The sequence below is a fragment of the Flavobacterium sp. WC2421 genome, assembly GCF_040822115.1.
Lineage (GTDB): Bacteria > Bacteroidota > Bacteroidia > Flavobacteriales > Flavobacteriaceae > Flavobacterium.
Genome location: NZ_CP162004.1, coordinates 3,705,201 through 3,724,167, shown reverse-complemented (window position 1 = coordinate 3,724,167; position 18,967 = coordinate 3,705,201). Strand labels below are relative to the sequence as shown.

The window sequence follows — 18,967 nt, the reverse complement described above, 5'->3', positions numbered from 1 at the left end:
TTAAAATTATCATATTCTCAAAATGAATCCACAAACACCGTATATTCCTAAGAATAAAGTAAGAATTGTCACTGCAGCCTCATTATTTGATGGTCATGATGCAGCTATAAATATCATGAGAAGAATTATTCAGTCTACAGGAGTAGAGGTAATTCATTTAGGGCATGATCGTAGTGTTGAAGAAGTGGTGAATACCGCTATTCAAGAAGATGCTAATGCAATTGCTTTGACTTCCTATCAAGGAGGCCATAATGAGTATTTTAAATACATGTATGATTTGCTAAAAGAAAAAGGAGCAGGACATATTAAAATTTTCGGAGGAGGAGGAGGAGTAATTTTGCCTTCTGAAATTGCGGAATTACAAGCTTACGGAATCACCCGAATTTATGCGCCAGATGATGGGCGTTCGATGGGATTACAAGGAATGATTAATGATTTAGTTCAACAATCAGACTTTCCTACTGGAGACAAATTAACGGATGAAGTAGCGCAATTGGCTTCCAAAAATCCAACAGCTATTGCTAGAATAATTTCGGCGGCAGAGAATTTTCCTGAAATTGCGAAACCAGCATTGGATGCCATTCATGAAATAAATAAAAACTGCAAAACACCCGTTCTAGGAATTACTGGTACTGGTGGAGCTGGAAAATCATCATTAGTAGATGAATTAGTTCGTCGTTTTCTAGTCGATTTTCCAGAGAAAACCATTGGTTTAATTTCGGTTGATCCATCAAAACGTAAAACAGGAGGAGCGCTTCTTGGAGATCGAATTCGTATGAATGCGATTAATAGTCCTAGAGTGTATATGCGTTCTCTAGCAACACGTCAATCCAATCTAGCCTTATCAAAATATGTTGCTGATGCGATTCAAGTAATCAAAGCGGCAAAATACGATATCATCATTTTGGAAACTTCAGGAATTGGTCAATCGGATACCGAGATTATGGACCATTCTGATGTTTCGTTATACGTAATGACACCAGAATTTGGTGCTGCAACACAATTAGAAAAAATCGACATGCTTGATTTTGCTGATTTAGTAGCATTGAATAAATTTGATAAACGTGGCGCATTAGATGCTATTCGTGATGTAAAAAAACAATACCAACGCAATCATAATCTATGGGATGCAAATCCAGATGATATGCCTGTTTTTGGAACTATTGCTTCACAGTTCAATGATCCGGGAATGAATACGCTTTACAAATCCATTATGGATAAAATTGTAGAGAAAACGGATTCCGACTTGAAATCAACCTTTGAAGTAACGCGTGAAATGAGTGAGAAGATCTTCGTAATTCCACCTCACAGAACCCGTTATTTGTCTGAAATTGCCGAAAGCAACAGAAAATATGATGAAACCGCTTTGAGCCAACAAAAAGTAGCTCAAAAATTGTATGGTATTTTCAAAACTATAGAATCGGTTTCTGGAAATGTTCCAGTGATTACTAAAACTGGACTTGACGATACTTCGGTTTATCCAAGTGCAATCAAAGAGCACGATGAAAATAATATCTTTCTTAACCTTTTATTGAATCAATTTGATAAAGTAAAAATGGATTTAGATCCTTACAATTGGGAAGTAATCTTGACTTGGGATGAAAAAGTAAACAAATATAAAAACCCGATCTACTCGTTTAAAGTTAGAGATAAGGTTATTGAAATAAAAACACATTCGGAATCGTTATCGCACTCCCAAATTCCAAAAATTGCCTTGCCTAAGTACGAAGCTTGGGGAGATATATTGAGATGGTGTTTACAAGAAAATGTACCAGGAGAATTCCCTTTTACCTCCGGATTGTATCCTTTTAAAAGAGAAGGAGAAGATCCATCACGTATGTTTGCAGGTGAAGGTGGACCGGAAAGAACTAACAAGCGTTTTCATTATGTAAGTGCAGGTTTACCGGCTAAGCGTTTATCAACTGCTTTTGACAGTGTGACTTTGTACGGTAATGATCCGCATTTGCGTCCTGATATTTACGGAAAAATTGGTAATGCTGGAGTTTCTATTTGTTGTTTAGATGATGCTAAAAAATTGTATTCAGGTTTTGATTTGGTACATGCTATGACTTCGGTAAGTATGACAATCAATGGACCAGCGCCTATGCTGCTTGGTTTCTTTATGAATGCTGCTATTGATCAACAATGTGAGTTGTACATCAAAGCTAATGATTTAGAAAAAGAAGTAGAAGCTAAAATTAGCAAAATATATAAAGAAAAAGGAGTTAATCGCCCTGTTTACAATGGTGATTTACCCGAAGGGAATAATGGTTTAGGTTTGTTCCTTTTAGGAATAACAGGAGATCAAGTATTGCCTTTAGACGTATATAATGAAATTAAAGTTAGAACACTTTCACAAGTTCGTGGAACGGTTCAGGCTGATATTTTAAAAGAAGATCAAGCGCAGAATACGTGTATTTTCTCTACCGAATTTGCTTTGCGTTTAATGGGAGACGTTCAAGAATATTTTATTACTAACAATGTTCGTAATTTTTATTCGGTTTCAATATCGGGATACCATATTGCTGAGGCGGGTGCAAACCCAATAACACAATTGGCATTTACACTTTCAAATGGATTTACGTATGTAGAATACTATTTGAGTCGTGGAATGAGTATCAATGATTTTGGACCTAACTTATCGTTCTTCTTTTCGAACGGAGTAGATCCTGAATATGCAGTTATTGGTCGTGTGGCACGTAAAATTTGGGCGAAAGCCATGAAAGTTAAATACGGAGCTAACGAAAGAGCGCAAATGTTGAAATACCATATTCAAACGTCTGGACGTTCTTTACATGCGCAAGAGATAGATTTCAATGATATCCGTACCACATTACAAGCATTATATGCTATTTATGACAACTGTAATTCTTTGCATACCAATGCGTATGATGAAGCGATTACAACACCTACAGAAGAATCAGTACGTCGTGCCATGGCAATCCAATTGATTATTAATAAAGAGTTAGGTCTAGCCAAAAATGAAAATCCAATTCAAGGTTCGTTTATCATTGAAGAATTAACGGATCTTGTTGAAGCAGCTGTTCTGCAAGAATTTGATAGAATAACTGAAAGAGGAGGAGTTCTTGGTGCTATGGAAACCATGTACCAACGTTCTAAAATTCAAGAAGAAAGTTTGTATTATGAAACGTTGAAACATACTGGGGAATTCCCAATCATAGGAGTAAATACGTTTTTAAGTTCCAAAGGGTCGCCAACAGTGATTCCTGCTGAAGTGATTCGTGCAACGGAAGAAGAAAAGCGATTCCAGATTCATACCTTGGAAAACTTACATAAAGCCAATGCAATGCAAGTAAAAGAACAATTGGACCGCATACAAGACGCAGCAATTGAAAATGAAAACTTATTTGACCACTTAATGGAAGCAACTAAGGTATGTACGTTAGGACAAATAACTGCCGCTTTATTTGAAGTGGGTGGACAATACAGAAGAAATATGTAAGCAGAGAACCACTTTTGCATTCCATAAAAGAGATGAATCGCAGTTCTGCCTTTTTTGTGGAACAGATTAAAAATTAGAAAGACCTTTCAGTTCCGAATCTTCGGGAGGAAGGTCTTTTTTATTTTGTTTTACTTTTGAAAGTAATTATTAGAAAACGAAATTAGATATTTACATCTTTGAATTTGTGCAATTTCGCATATCGAATGAGTTGTGTAAATGTTTCATCATCGAGTACTGGAATTTCTAGAATAGAATTCAATAAGGTAGTGTTAAATTGTTTGGCACTAGTCACTAAATAGGGTTTGAGGTGCTTACCAATACTTTCGTAATATAATTTTTCGGTGGTATTTTGGTACTCAAAATGGGGAGCATTTTTTATTATAGTATAATTTTTATAGCCCATTTCATCCATAATTAATTCTAACCCTTTGACCAGATTTAAACTTTTATGGCTTACAATATTGAGTTGTTGAATGTCATCTCTCCTGAAAACGGAAACAATTATTTTGGCTACATAATCTACAGGAATTATATTTAAACCTGTTTTTTCATTGATCATAAAACGTACATTTTCCTGTTCGGTTGTTCTTTGAGCAGCAAGATAGAAAAATTTAGCCAAGAGATAGAAAACCATGTATTTGGAAACGAAATATTTGTTTTCGTCATCCATTAATCGTCCACAAATAACACTTGGACGCAGTATTTGAAAAGGCAATCCTAAGTCTTTACATCGTTTTGCAACAAAGTTCTCCGAATAAAATTTGGCATTTTCGTATGCGTTGCGATGTTGGGGAATGAAATCAAGATTGTGAAAATCATTTTCTACAATTCCAGTACGTTCTCCTGAGGAAAAAGCAGTGCCTATATAAATGAATTTTTTTATGGAATGATGAAAATTGTTTAAAATGACTTTGGTGATTTTAGTGTTTTCGTCAAATATTTTTTCTCGGTGTTCTTCGTCTGTTGATAAATTAACGTAACCAGCCGAATGGATGAAATAAGCACCATCAATTTTACTAGAAAAGTTTTCTTGTACCGAATCTAAATCGGTATCAATAATTTCGATGTATTGATCTAGCTTTTCAAGCCCTTGGTCTTTTAATATTTTTGGAGTGTAACTACTGGAAAGTAATTTATTGATGCGGTCTAATGCAGACTTTTTTCCTTTGCTTCTAGAAATCAATAAAAGTTTTCCATTAATTGAATCTCGTATAAATAGTTCAAGGATTTCATACATGATTTGTGAACCCAAAACTCCCGTTGCACCTGTAAGTATTATTTTCATCGTAAGTGTTTTTTTAATTGTAATCTAAATTCAATTAATAAAATAAGAGGAAAAACTGTAGAAATAAAAAAGTAATATTTTAGCTACTAAGTATTTGTTGTACAGCTAGTTGTGTGTTTTTTATTTACGACTAAGGGAACTTAAAGTTAAGCATATTTTTTGTTATGTTAAAAAAAAGGAGTGTTTTTAAATTCAAAACAATGAATAATTTGTTTTGCAACTAAATAATACTGGTTGTATTTTATGCAAAAAATAAACAATTGCAACAATTGAAGCTTTTGAAGGAACTTATTTTACTAATCAATAAGCCAAAAAATAAATACAGTGCTTTAAGGAGCCTCATAAGAAGAGGAAGTTTTTTTTGAAAAGTTAGAACTATAAAAAAACAAATTTGGATAACATAACTATAAATAAAAGGAATTATTTAAACTGTTTTTGGAATTGTATTAAGCAGATTAATACGGGAACTGAATGAATCCTTTTTATGAAGATATTAGTACAATAAACTTGTTAATAATGGAATGACATATTATTAGACTAATTCTTTTTTATTTAAAAAAGAATCAATTAAAAACGATTTTGTATTATGTTGTTGATTTTCAAAGTGTTATGAAGTTTATTTTGTAGCTGTAGATTCAAATTTTTACAAGAATGTTTATTGATGTGTTTATGTTCGTAAAGTGATTTCTCTTTTTAGTAAAAATGTCTTTTTTATTGTTTTTTGTTTGCCTCCATTTTTCAAATGAATAATTATGTTAAAATTTTGAACACTTATTTGGAAATTTAAAAAAGTGTGTTGCTTTTTTTTAATTTAAGATTATGAAAAATTTTTCTAATTTTTTTATGGAAAAATCAATATAAAAATCAAGTGAATAAGAATATGTTAGATTATTTTTTAGAAGTTTAACACGAATTTATGTTTAACAAAATTTATGTAATATTATTCATAATGTATTGATAAACAATAAGTTAACCAGTAGTTTTTTATTAATATTTTATTGATGTAATGCTTTTCTTAACGAACAATGTTCCTCATCGTTAAAAATAGAATTTGGTCTTGTTTTACCGCCTTTTCTTCCCTTTTTTTAGTTAATCCTTTAACTTTGATTAACAAATAATTCGGGATAGGTTGTAATTTAAAGTAGCTTTTAAACACCAAAGAAAGCATTATTACGATTTTTTCCAAAAGTGCTTTTAAAGAAAATGAAACTTTGAGAATCAATTTTTTGGATTTTATTTTTTTGCAAGTTTCTATATCAAGCATAGAAGCTTTTATCAGTCTTCATTTTCAATTTTTTAAACTAAGTTTTCAATTTTTATTAATTAATAAATATTTGGTTTGTAAAAGGATGCTGTTTTATTGTTTAATAATTTCTTTAAATGATGGAAAACTTCAAGAATATAAATTCTGAAGTTATTTTGATTTTTAACTAGTTTTCTCCCCAAGTTTGAAAACATTTGATAGAACCTATTTGTTACTCATAATTTTAAAAGTCATTTGCAAAAAGTGACGCAAATATTGCTAGAGGTTGATTGTATTTCATGTTTGAATTACATTACTCCTTTGGATGATGGTACACTTCATAATCAGCTATGAAGATGATGTTTAGACATTTGATTCCCCCATTCTTTCAATATCCTACTTAATATAACGTATGGCATAAAAATACTATTATTATGAAAAAGAATACAATTTCGAATTTTTTCGATGTTTTGTCTAATGAAGTAATGAGTTTCTTTATATCGAAAAAAACAGTTTCTAAATTAAATTTTTTAAAATTTAAGGAGAGAAGAGCTATTGATTTTATTTCGGATTACTGGTCCTACTTTTGGCGCCAGTGGTTTGCTATGCCACTTATTTTAGTGGCAATTTTAGTGACGGGATATACGACAAATGCACAGTCTATTAAAGGGGTTGTACCTGTACAATATCCATTATTAGGTGATGGAATTGACGGTGATGGTTGGGCTCATGAACCTACTGGTACCAGTTCCATCTACTTAAATGTTGGAGATTTGTTTGATAGAAAAAATTATTTAAGTGGTAAACCCATTCCAGGTACCAATCCTCAAGAATACTATCCTATTGATGGCACTAACCATGGGATACTTAACCTTGCAGATGGAAGTCTTCTTTATCCTGGAACAATTGATCCTGTTCCAGTTACCTTTTTTCTAAAGGATCCGTTTCAAAATGATCCAACGATATTCACGAGTTCCAATAAAATAAATGATAACCCAAATACGTATACTTGGGGTCCAGGATCTTCACCGAACAAAAATGAAATTCAAAATTGTGGTGCTCATTTTAGTTATGGAAAAGATGGTATGGATGGAGGAATAAGCACTAATGGTACAAGCTTTAGTTTTCCTATTACAGGAAATTCTAAAGATTTGTGGTGCCTTTTTGCGGGTGACCGTCAGGTAACTAATGGTAGTAGTTATATCGATTTTGAGTTTTTACAAAAACGCTTAACTATAACTGGAGCACTACCCAATCCTGGAGTGATCGATCCCTTAATTAATACAGCACCAATTACTGGTGGAAGTGGTAGCTTTATATCTGAGGGAACAGATGGTGGTCGTACCTTAGGCGATTTGTTAATTACTATTGAGTTTACTCAGGGTGGTGGTGATGCTACTGTCGTAATTCAAAAATGGTCTGAAAAAGCAGGCGGTGGTTTTGAATACGTAGTTGTTTTTGATGGTGTTAACTATTCAGTTCCAGGAATTAAAGGAAATATTTTTTGCACTAATAATACTTCAACTACTGATGTACCTTTTGATGTTTATGGAAGTGGAGCTACAGGTTCTTATGCACCAAATCAATGGGCTGAAGGTGGTATAAATTTGACTCAGGTATTTAAAGCCACAAGTAGTGAATGCTTTACGATAAGTACCTTGTTTATTAGAACTAGAAGTTCAGGAAACTCAAGTCAATCTGAATTAAAAGATTTCCCTGGAAGACCAATTCAATTAGATTTGGATTTTACTCCAAAAGCTTTTGCTGGAGCTGATTTTACTAAAACATGTATTAGCAATCCTGATGGTAAAGAAATAGGAGAAACTCCACAAGCTGGATTTACCTATTCATGGAGCCCAGCTGAAGGATTATCTGTAACAAATATTGCAAATCCAATCGCAAATCCATTAGTAAACACTACATATACTGTTACTAAAACTAAAACAGGTACAAGTTGTAGTGATACTGATGAAGTGATTGTAACAGTGAATAAACCAACAGTTGTAGCTGTGGCAGGAGATGACTTCACTAAAAACTGTCTGATTAATACATCAGGAGGTTCAATAGGAGAAGCAGCGGCAGCAGGATATACTTATTCTTGGGTGTCTTCACCAGTAGGATTTACTTCTACAAGTGCTAACCCAATGGTGAATCCTTCTGTAACTACTACTTATACCGTAACAAAAACACATACTACATCTGGTTGTACAGATACAGATGATGTAACAGTAACGGTTAATAAACCAGATGTAACAGCGAATGCGGGAGCCGACTTTACTAAAAACTGTTTGATTAATGTATCAGGTGGTTCTATAGGCGAGGTTGCGGTAGCAGGATATACTTATTCTTGGGTATCTTCACCAGTAGGATTTACTTCTACAAGTGCAAACCCATTTGTGAATCCATCAGTTACTACTACTTATACCGTAACAAAAACACATACTTTATCTGGTTGTACAAATACAGATGATGTTACAGTAACGGTAAATAAACCAACAGTTGTAGCTGTTGCAGGAGATGACTTCACTAAAAACTGTTTGATCAATGTATCAGGTGGTTTAATAGGAGAAGCAGCGGCAGCAGGATATACTTATTCTTGGGTATCTTCACCAGTAGGATTTACTTCTACAAGTGCTAACCCAATGGTGAATCCTTCTGTAACTACTACTTATACCGTAACAAAAACACATACTACATCTGGTTGTACAGATACAGATGATGTAACAGTAACGGTTAATAAACCAGATGTAACAGCGAATGCGGGAGCCGACTTCACTAAAAACTGTTTGATTAATGTATCAGGTGGTTCAATAGGAGAAGTAGCGGTAGCAGGATATACTTATTCTTGGGTATCTTCTCCAGTAGGATTTACTTCTACAAGTGCAAACCCATTTGTGAATCCATCAGTTACTACTACTTATACCGTAACAAAAACACAAACTTTATCTGGTTGTACAGATACAGATGATGTGACTGTAACGGTAAATAAACCAACAGTTGTAGCTGTTGCAGGAGCCGACTTCACTAAAAACTGTTTGATCAATGTATCAGGTGGTTCAATAGGAGAAGCAGCGGCAGCAGGATATACTTATTCTTGGGTATCTTCACCAGTAGGATTTACTTCTACAAGTGCTAACCCAATGGTGAATCCTTCTGTAACTACTACTTATACCGTAACAAAAACACATACTACATCTGGTTGTACAGATACGGATGATGTTACTGTAACGGTTAATAAACCAGATGTAACAGCGAATGCGGGAGCCGACTTCACTAAAAACTGTTTGATTAATGTATCAGGTGGTTCAATAGGAGAAGTAGCGGTAGCAGGATATACTTATTCTTGGGTATCTTCACCAGTAGGATTTACTTCTACAAGTGCAAACCCATTTGTGAATCCATCAGTTACTACTACTTATACCGTAACAAAAACACATACTTTATCTGGTTGTACAGATACAGATGATGTGACTGTAACGGTAAATAAACCAACAGTTGTAGCTGTTGCAGGAGCCGACTTCACTAAAAACTGTTTGATTAATGTATCAGGTGGTTTAATAGGAGAAGCAGCGGCAGCAGGATATACTTATTCTTGGGTATCTTCACCAGTAGGATTTACTTCTACAAGTGCTAACCCAATGGTGAATCCTTCTGTAACTACTACTTATACCGTAACAAAAACACATACTACATCTGGTTGTACAGATACAGATGATGTAACAGTAACGGTTAATAAACCAGATGTAACAGCGAATGCGGGAGCCGACTTTACTAAAAACTGTTTGATTAATGTATCAGGTGGTTCGATAGGAGAAGTAGCGGTAGCAGGATATACTTATTCTTGGGTATCTTCACCAGTAGGATTTACTTCTACAAGTGCAAACCCATTTGTGAATCCATCAGTTACTACTACTTATACCGTAACAAAAACACAAACTTTATCTGGTTGTACAGATACAGATGATGTGACTGTAACGGTAAATAAACCAACAGTTGTAGCTGTTGCAGGAGATGACTTCACTAAAAACTGTTTGATCAATGTATCAGGTGGTTCAATAGGAGAAGCAGCGGTAGCAGGATATACTTATTCTTGGGTATCTTCACCAGTAGGATTTACTTCTACAAGTGCTAACCCAATGGTGAATCCTTCTGTAACTACTACTTATACCGTAACAAAAACACATACTACATCTGGTTGTACAGATACGGATGATGTTACTGTAACGGTTAATAAACCAGATGTAACAGCGAATGCGGGAGCCGACTTCACTAAAAACTGTTTGATTAATGTATCAGGTGGTTCAATAGGAGAAGTAGCGGTAGCAGGATATACTTATTCTTGGGTATCTTCACCAGTAGGATTTACTTCTACAAGTGCAAACCCATTTGTGAATCCATCAGTTACTACTACTTATACCGTAACAAAAACACATACTTTATCTGGTTGTACAGATACAGATGATGTGACTGTAACGGTAAATAAACCAACAGTTGTAGCTGTTGCAGGAGCCGACTTCACTAAAAACTGTTTGATTAATGTATCAGGTGGTTTAATAGGAGAAGTAGCGGCAGCAGGATATACTTATTCTTGGGTATCTTCACCAGTAGGATTTACTTCTACAAGTGCTAACCCAATGGTGAATCCTTCTGTAACTACTACTTATACCGTAACAAAAACACATACTACATCTGGATGTACAGCTACGGATGATGTTACTGTAACGGTTAACAATACGCTACCAAATGCAAATGCAGGTGCTGATGCTCAAATTTTGTGCGGCAACACCACTGTAGGATTGTCAGGATCTTCTACAACAATAGGAGCTACATTCTTGTGGACTGCTAGTAATGGAGGTCATATTGTTTCGGGAGCTGATACAGCGAGCCCAATAGTTGATGCTGATGGTACTTATACACTCACTGTTACTGATCCAGCCAATGGTTGTACAGCTACGGATGATGCTTTGGTTACAACTCAAATTTGTGTTAAAGCGATCTGTACGTATACTCAAGGATATTATGGAAATGTAGGAGGTAAATCATGTGTCGAAGGTATTTCATACTCAACAAAAGAGCTAATTGCTAAAGCATTGACTTCTTATGGAGGTAAAATGACTATTGGTACACTAGGTCATTCTGTTTATATTATGAATAATATGACCGATATAAATGCTCTTATCTCTGTAATGCCTGGAGGAGGAGGTAGCTATGTTTTATCAGCAGGTAACTATGAAATAAATAGTTTGCCTTCTAGCTACTTGAAAAATGGTAGAATCAATAATACTTTATTGGCTCAAACCATTGCACTAGGTCTTAATATAGGAATCAATAGTAACCTTGGTAACTTTACCTTGCAAGCAGGAACTTTAGCTGTTGCAGTTCCTCAAGGAGGCTGTGGATCAGAAATAGCAAAAGAACGCACTTGTAATCTAGACGGAACAGTGAATAATGAATATAAATATTACACTATTCCTAGCAATGTTGTTACTGCCTTAGGAGGTAACCCTACAGTTCAAGGATTGTTTGATTTAGCAAACCAAGCATTAGGTGGAGGATCAACAAACGGTCTTTCTCTTTCAGCAATTGCAGGATTAGAAGATTTACTTAATAATGCTTTTGATGAATGTAGAATATTCGTAGGTTATAATGTTGCGCCATTGAATTGTCCAGTACTTAGTTTAACATCTAAAGTTACACAAACTGAAATCGCAGGTTTTACTGCTAGTCCAGTTCCTTTTAAAGATCAATTAACCATTAAATACGGTTTCGATTATCAATCAGATGTTAAAATTGAAGTATTTAATACACAAGGAAACTTGGTGTATTCTAAAAGAGATACTAATAGTTTTTTAAACAAAAACGTAGTACTTGACTTAAATATAAATAAAGGTCAAGAGCAAGTTTTTATTGTAAAACTGACTACTGATAGAGGAAGCAGCTCTAAAAAAGTAATGTCTTCACAATAGTAGTATTAATAACCATCTAATTCTATAAAATATAGAGAAGGATTAGATCATTAAGATTAAACCCCGAAAGTACACTTTCGGGGTTTATTTATATTTTTTTAAAATTTAAGTTGTTTTATAAAAATGACTACTCGATAGATAAAAGAATCCATTATTGCTCTTTACAATATAATTTCTTTTTGATGATGGACTACTTCATAAATCCATTTATTGAAGATGTTTTGTTTTTCTGCAAGTTTTTCTTTCCCAAGTCCACTAGTTTCCTGCTTTTAAATAATTTATGGTATTAAAACTTTATTATCATGAAAAATTTTACAATTTCGAATTTTTTCGAATTTTTATCCCGTAAAGTGAATAGTTTTTTTTTAACGAAAGATAGTATGGTCACATTAGGTTTTCTGATTCCTAATTTTTCTTATTTAAATTCTAGATTTCAGAATTTAAATCTTACAAAAAAGACTTCACGTAATAGCATTTCAAAATCAGGATATGATGGATTTCTACTTTCTTTTAGAAACTTGGTGACATTGATTTTAATTAGTTTCCTGGGTTTTTCTTCACAAATTTATGGGCAGTTTGCCGATGTAAACCCACCATCGGGAGGATTCGCCATTGATGGAGGGTTAAGAGCTAATACGCCAATTAGTCCCACTCCCTTCACCGCTAATCAGGGCGATTGGTATCCCGGAGCTTCAGGTTCAGGTTCAGGTGGTTCTGTCTTTGATAATGCGGGTGATATTTTGGCACCTGCTACGGCTCAAACAAGCGGTCGTGTTGATACAGAGGAGCCTTATGGTTCTAATGACGATGTTTTTACAAATGGAAGCAAATTTAACGATTATGTGTCAGATTTAAAATGGTTTACAAACTCAGCGCCAGATAAAAACGATATTGATAATGCCCTGTATCATGTGTCTCGTGACGCTAGTAACAACCAGTGGATCTTTATTTCCGGAGACCGTCAGTCTACTAATGGAACCAGTTATATAGATTTTGAATTATTGCAAGGTACCGTTGTTCAAAATGATAATGGAACTTTTACAGGAACTCCATTGGCGAGTAAGGCAAATGGCGGCGGTAGAACAAAAGACGATATAATCATTTCCATGGAGTATACCAATGGGGGTTCAAAACCGATTGTATATATTTACCAGTGGAAACAGAGTGGAACCAAGTGGTCTTATGAATTGGTAACTTTGGCAGCTTTGGGCGCTAATGCATTTGCCGAAACTAACAGAGCGGGTGCTGAATTGAATGTACCTTATTCTGCATTTGGAACGAATACGTACCAACAATATGCATTTGTAGAAGCAGCTGTCAATGTGACTTATCTTCTAAATCAGGTACTTGGGGGAGGGGGAGCTAGTTGTAGTGGTCTAAAAATAAAAACATTATGGGTTAAAACAAAAGCTTCTGCAGCTTCGACTGCTGCACTTAAAGATTTTATAACCCCTATTCCTGTGGATTTTGATTTTGGTAGTACAGATATTACTCCTATTGCGGCTAAATGCGCAGATGATACAACAGCTTATCTTCTATCGGCTACACCCAGCGGAGGTACTTTTAGTGGGCCTGGTGTAAGTGGTAGCGGTCCCTATTATTTTACACCCTCTAATTCTGGTGGTGCTGGGGAGAAAACTATCAATTATAGTAGTGCCGATGGTAGTTGCACCGGATCGATTAAAATTATGGTGAATGCATTACCTACGATAACCGGTACTCTTAGTATATGTATAGGTTCTACTACACAGTTGACAGGGTCAGTTACTGCAGCAGGATCTAATCCTTGGGTGTCTGCTACGCCAAGTGTAGCTACTGTTAGCGCTGCAGGTTTGGTAACAGGAGTGTCAGCAGGTTCATCAGTCATTACTTATACCAATAACAATGGATGTCAAAAAACGGCTACGGTTACGGTAAATGCATTGCCCACTATTACAGGAACTCTTAGTATGTGTGTAGGTTTTACAACACAGTTGACCGGATCTGGCACTCCAGCTATTTCAAATGCCTGGGTGTCCGCCACTCCAAGTGTTGCTACTGTAAGTACTACAGGTTTGGTAACAGGTGTGTCAGCAGGTACTTCTATTATCACATATACGGATAGTAATGGTTGTCAAAAAACAGCTACAGTAACGGTAATAGCAAATCCATCTCCGCCAAGTGTTTCATACACAGCTCCTACTTGCGATCAAACCACTTTTAGTATTACTCTGTCCGGTGTAATCAATGGAGCTACTTATACTGTATTGAATAAAGAAGGAAATGCCATTGTAGGTATCGTAGGGCTTACTACAGCAACAACTTACATAGGGACAGCAGTCTCCCCCGTTATATTTAGTAATATACCTGCGGGTTCGGGCTATAAGGTTTCTGTTTCAGTCAATGGTTGCGGTTCTGGTTTAACTACCTGTGGAGTAGTGTTAGCTCTTAAATCAGCTGAACCAGTTGTTCCAAAAGAGGTATTGACAAACAAGGTGACTACAAAATCAAGTTTTGAGGCTTTTCCTGTTCCTATTAAAGACCAGCTAACAATCAAATACAATTTTGATTACGTATCGGATGTGAAGATTGAAGTATTCAATGCACAAGGTATTTTGGTACTTTCAAAAAAAGACACCAATAGTTATTTAAACAAAGAAATTACACTAGATTTAAATGCAAGTAAAATGAAAGAACAAGTGTATATTGTGAAGTTGACTACTGATAGAGAGAGTAGTTCTAAAAAAGTAATTTCTTCCAAATAGATTAAATAGTAAAAGTTTTACTAAAAAGCATCCACCAAAACGGATGCTTTTTTCATTTGTATAATTCAGGTTTATAAAGCAGTTTGCTTTTTTAATTTCAAATACTTAATATATAATTTAATCTATTTTATATCAGTTACAGTTTTAGTAATTTTTAAAGAGTAGTTGTCTTTGAATCAGGAATTCAATTGGTCTGCTAGATCAGATACATTCATATCAAACTTATTTATCTATGGAAGCTGCTCACTTACATCATAATATTTGTAGAAAGTGCTAGTTTTGGATTTTTTATAACTGGTACTCAGCTTTTAGAAACAGTAAGAATTTAGAGTAGTATTTTGCAAACTCATTTAATATATTATTCCATTAGATTAATATATAATAATTTACATGAAGTAGTAATTTCAGCTTTTTCTTTAGCAATGATTGCAACTACAGCATCATATAGTTTATTTATTTTGCGCAGAGGACAACTATGAGTTTCTCCTTTAGTTTTGGGATAAAAGGCAATCATTTTTAGGATTAAATATTCTAAAACTTTTCAATTTGAAAAAAAAATGTGTTGCTTTATAATTGTTTTTTCTGTGCTGCACCCAAGCATTACTATAAATAAATTTAATTTTTCATCTGTATTTCAAATTTGTATTTGTTATCCAAATAAATTTTTGGCACAGTTCATGAATAGATGTAAATAAGAATCTATAAAAAAATGAAATCATGAAAAAGATAATTACACTTTTAGCTATTGCAGGATTGTTAACCTTGCAAAGTTGTACCACATCAGGTAGTTTTGAAATAGCACCTACAACGACTACAAGTGAAGTGTTTGAAATAACCACTTCGTTTAATTCAACCAATAATTTTGGTAAACTGGTAACTTTTAACCCTAGAATTTATTCTTCGGATGTAGTTTTAGTTTATCGACTATCGGGAGCTAATTCACAAGGTGATATATGGGAATTATTGCCCGAAACACATTATTATAATGATGGTAGTTTGAATTTTGGGTATAAATATGATTATACGAATACTGACGTCGATATTTATATGATAGGATCTAATTTACAAAATGTAACTGCCGAATTCAGAATAAATCAAGTTTTAAGAATTGTGATTGTACCCGCAAATTATGCAACTTCAATTAACAAAAATAGTTATTCGGATGTTATTACGGCTTTAAATCTAAAAGAGAGTCAAATTCAGAAAATAAACTTCTAACTTTGAATAGTAAAGTATAAAAAGGAAGTCGAAAGATTTCCTTTTTTGAAATTTTAAATAAATAATTAATTGTAAATTAGTTATTTAGAAATTAAATTTGGTTCAATGAAGAACCGTAGGATTAATAAAGCAACCTTTTTAAAAAAAAATAGTTATGAAAAAGATAAGTACACTTTTGGCAGTTATTGGAATGATTGTAATTTCAAGTTGTTCAGGACCACAGGGGCCTCCAGGTTATGATGGTTTGGATGGGCAAAATGGAGCAGATGGTCTGATTTCTGAAGTTTTTGAGCTTAAGAATGTGAATTTTGCTTATAATGCTACAGATGGCTATACTATATATAGAGCTTTAAATCCTCAAATATATTCTTCGGATGTTATTTTGATTTATAGAATGACTGGAACAATTGATTCTACAACACCAATTTGGCAATTGATACCAAGAACTCTTTTTTTACCACAAGGAGAACTAGATTATGATTTTGATTTTAGTAAAGAAGACTTCACAATTTATGCAGGAGGTAACTATGATTTGAGTTTAACGCCATCTTATATAAATAATCAGACGTTTAGAGTGGTAATAGTTCCAGGAAGTTTTTCGGCGTCAGTAAATAAAAATAATTATGCTGATGTTATGGCTGCTTTAAATATAAATGAAAGTCAAGTGCAACAAATTAATTTCTAAAAATAATATATTTTATAAAAAAGGGAGACTGTTTAGTCTCCCTTTTTTATGTGGTTAAAACGAATAGTATAAATTGAATTTCACGCAGCGAATTAAATTAATCTTTAATATTATTAATTTTACTCATTCGTAATGAAATTACAATTCCAGCGAAAAGAGCCAATGCAATAAAAGCTAAGGAAGCCCATTCAGGAATTTCTATAAAATCATGAAGGAGCATTTTAAGTCCTACAAAACTTAAAATGGCAATAAGACTAAATTCTAAATAACTGAATTTTTCCAGCATGTTAGCTAAAAAGAAATACATGGAACGCAATCCTAAGATGGCAAAAATATTTGAACTAAATACTAAAAAGGGATCACTAGTTATGGCTAATATTGCAGGTACACTATCTAAGGCAAAGACAACATCCATTATTTCAATAACTATTAATGCTACAAAAAGTGGAGTTGCGGCTCTAATGTATTTTCTTTTTACAAAAAAATGTTCGCCATCAATATGTGTAGTAATTGGAATGATTTTTTTTATCATTTTGAAAACCAATGATTTCTTTGGTTCAAATTGTTCCTCGTCACTAGTGAAAAGCATTTTGACCGCTGTGTAAAAAAGGAAAGCTCCAAAAACATAAGTGGTCCATGAGAATTTATTGATGAGTAAAACTCCAAAATAAATCATTATTCCTCTAAATACAATTGCTCCCAAAATCCCCCAAAATAAAACTCTGTGTTGGTATTTTTTTGGTATTTTGAAAGCGGAGAAGATAATGGCAATTACAAATATGTTGTCTACACTTAAAGATAATTCAATTAAGTAGCCTGTTATGAATTTTATGGCTGCTCCTATTGGCTTTAGTTCATCGGGGTTTGAAATGTAATTGTTATTATAGATCCAATAGATAACACCTGAAAATAAAAAGGAAATAGTTACCCAAATTGATGTCCACTTAGTAGCTTCTTTCGTACTGATAATATGTGGCGTTTTATTAAAAACACCTAAGTCTAAAATAAGAATTATTAGCACTATTATAAAGAAAGAAATCCAGACAATCATAAATAGTTTTCATTTAGATTTACAAAGATACTTTTTAACTTCAATAAATATTTGAGGTAAGAGGATATTAATTGACGGGTATAAAAAAAGTGCCATTGTTAGCAATGGCACTTTTATATTTATAAACTTAAATTACAAAACAGATTTAACTGTTTTAATAATTCTAGCAGCAATTTTGTATGGGTCTCCGTTTGAAGCTGGTCTTCTGTCTTCTAACCAACCTTTCCATCCTTTTTGAACAGTGATTAATGGGATTCTGATTGAAGCTCCTCTATCTGAAATTCCGAAAGAGAAATCATGGATAGAAGCAGTTTCATGCTTACCAGTTAAACGTTGGTCATTATATGCTCCGTAAACTGCAATGTGTTCAGCAGTTACAGGTCTGAAAGCTTCACATATTTTTTCGTAAGTTTCACGAGAACCACAAGTTCTCAATACTTCATTAGAGAAGTTGGCATGCATTCCAGAACCATTCCAGTCTGTGTCACCAAGTGGTTTTGGGTGGTATTCAATATAGTAACCATATTTTTCAGTTAAACGATCAAGTAAGTATCTAGCAATCCAGATTTCATCACCAGCTATTTTTGCACCTTTAGCAAACAATTGAAACTCCCATTGTCCACAAGCAACTTCTTGGTTGATACCTTCAAAATTAAGTCCTGCAGCAATACATAAATCAGCATGCTCTTCAACTAAATCTCTACCATGAGTGTTTTTTCCACCTACTGAACAGTAGTACATTCCTTGTGGAGCAGGATATCCACCAATTGGGAATCCAAGTGGTAATAAAGTTTTAGTATCCATGATGAAATACTCTTGTTCAAATCCAAACCAGAAATCACCATCATCATCAATAGTAGCTCTACCATTTGAAGGGTGTGCTGTACCATCAGGATTCATAACTTCAGTCATTACTAAATATCCATTTATGCGAGTAGGATCAGGGTAAATGGCAACAGGTACTAATAAACAGTCAGAAGATCCTCCTTCAGCTTGTCTTGTAGATGAACCATCAAAAGACCAGTTTCCTATCTCTTCTAATGTACCTTGAAAATCTTCATGTATTTCAACTTTAGTTTTACTTCTAAGATTTTGTGTAGGTTCATATCCGTCTAACCAGATATATTCTAATTTTATTTTAGCCATAATAATATAATTTTTTGTTGGTTGTTTTAATTTTCATGCAAATATAAAGATGTTTTTAATTCGGTTAAAAATATGGGGGGGCTTTTGTATTCATTCCTATTATTTTTACGAAAACCCTATTTTTTATAGGGTTGAATTTTTAAATTATCAATTTAAGAGGTTATTT

At 33.9% G+C, this 18,967-nt stretch carries 9 protein-coding genes; 5 read left to right on the top strand and 4 right to left on the bottom strand.

What is annotated here, in order from left to right:
* Positions 1-22: 22 nt before the first annotated feature.
* Positions 23-3,463, top strand: coding sequence for a methylmalonyl-CoA mutase family protein (locus tag AB3G33_RS15855; RefSeq protein ID WP_367771442.1), 3,441 nt, complete (start codon positions 23-25; stop codon positions 3,461-3,463).
* Between the two features lie 160 nt (positions 3,464-3,623).
* On the opposite strand, the gene AB3G33_RS15850 is transcribed toward AB3G33_RS15855, so the two are convergent.
* On the bottom strand, positions 3,624-4,748 hold the full coding sequence (locus tag AB3G33_RS15850; RefSeq protein WP_367771440.1) for an SDR family oxidoreductase: 1,125 nt from the start codon (positions 4,746-4,748) through the stop codon (positions 3,624-3,626).
* A 1,015-nt stretch (positions 4,749-5,763) separates the two neighbouring features.
* Positions 5,764-6,012, bottom strand: a complete 249-nt coding sequence (locus tag AB3G33_RS15845) for a hypothetical protein (RefSeq protein WP_367771438.1) — start codon at positions 6,010-6,012, stop codon at positions 5,764-5,766.
* A 413-nt stretch (positions 6,013-6,425) separates the two neighbouring features.
* Between AB3G33_RS15845 and AB3G33_RS15840 the strand changes: the two genes are divergently transcribed.
* The 4 genes from AB3G33_RS15840 (at position 6,426) to AB3G33_RS15825 (ending at position 16,604) form a co-directional block, all read left to right on the top strand.
* A complete protein-coding gene (locus tag AB3G33_RS15840; protein WP_367771435.1) occupies positions 6,426-11,957 on the top strand; it encodes a hypothetical protein in 5,532 nt (1,843 codons plus the stop codon).
* A 302-nt stretch (positions 11,958-12,259) separates the two neighbouring features.
* Positions 12,260-14,701, top strand: a complete 2,442-nt coding sequence (locus tag AB3G33_RS15835) for an Ig-like domain-containing protein (RefSeq protein ID WP_367771432.1) — start codon at positions 12,260-12,262, stop codon at positions 14,699-14,701.
* 717 nt (positions 14,702-15,418) lie between these two features.
* On the top strand, positions 15,419-15,919 hold the full coding sequence (locus AB3G33_RS15830; RefSeq protein ID WP_367754568.1) for a hypothetical protein: 501 nt from the start codon (positions 15,419-15,421) through the stop codon (positions 15,917-15,919).
* Between the two features lie 154 nt (positions 15,920-16,073).
* The gene (locus AB3G33_RS15825; protein WP_367771429.1) at positions 16,074-16,604 is read left to right on the top strand and encodes a hypothetical protein; all 531 of its coding nucleotides are present in this window, start codon (positions 16,074-16,076) and stop codon (positions 16,602-16,604) included.
* Positions 16,605-16,701: 97 nt separating this feature from the next.
* On the opposite strand, the gene AB3G33_RS15820 is transcribed toward AB3G33_RS15825, so the two are convergent.
* Together AB3G33_RS15820 and AB3G33_RS15815 are read right to left on the bottom strand one after the other, a co-directional pair.
* Entirely contained in the window at positions 16,702-17,655 is a 954-nt protein-coding gene (locus AB3G33_RS15820) for a TerC family protein (RefSeq protein ID WP_367771427.1), read from the bottom strand.
* A 132-nt stretch (positions 17,656-17,787) separates the two neighbouring features.
* Entirely contained in the window at positions 17,788-18,801 is a 1,014-nt protein-coding gene (locus tag AB3G33_RS15815; protein ID WP_367754563.1) for a glutamine synthetase beta-grasp domain-containing protein, read from the bottom strand.
* Positions 18,802-18,967 lie beyond the last annotated feature (166 nt).

What these genes read in the sequence shown, in the direction of transcription:
- AB3G33_RS15855 (WP_367771442.1), top strand. Translation starts at nt 23, where the DNA reads ATGAATCCACAAACACCGTATATTCCTAAGAATAAAGTAAGAATTGTC.
- AB3G33_RS15850 (WP_367771440.1), bottom strand. Translation starts at nt 4,748, where the DNA reads ATGAAAATAATACTTACAGGTGCAACGGGAGTTTTGGGTTCACAAATC.
- AB3G33_RS15845 (WP_367771438.1), bottom strand. Translation starts at nt 6,012, where the DNA reads ATGCTTGATATAGAAACTTGCAAAAAAATAAAATCCAAAAAATTGATT.
- AB3G33_RS15840 (WP_367771435.1), top strand. Translation starts at nt 6,426, where the DNA reads ATGAAAAAGAATACAATTTCGAATTTTTTCGATGTTTTGTCTAATGAA.
- AB3G33_RS15835 (WP_367771432.1), top strand. Translation starts at nt 12,260, where the DNA reads ATGAAAAATTTTACAATTTCGAATTTTTTCGAATTTTTATCCCGTAAA.
- AB3G33_RS15830 (WP_367754568.1), top strand. Translation starts at nt 15,419, where the DNA reads ATGAAAAAGATAATTACACTTTTAGCTATTGCAGGATTGTTAACCTTG.
- AB3G33_RS15825 (WP_367771429.1), top strand. Translation starts at nt 16,074, where the DNA reads ATGAAAAAGATAAGTACACTTTTGGCAGTTATTGGAATGATTGTAATT.
- AB3G33_RS15820 (WP_367771427.1), bottom strand. Translation starts at nt 17,655, where the DNA reads ATGATTGTCTGGATTTCTTTCTTTATAATAGTGCTAATAATTCTTATT.
- AB3G33_RS15815 (WP_367754563.1), bottom strand. Translation starts at nt 18,801, where the DNA reads ATGGCTAAAATAAAATTAGAATATATCTGGTTAGACGGATATGAACCT.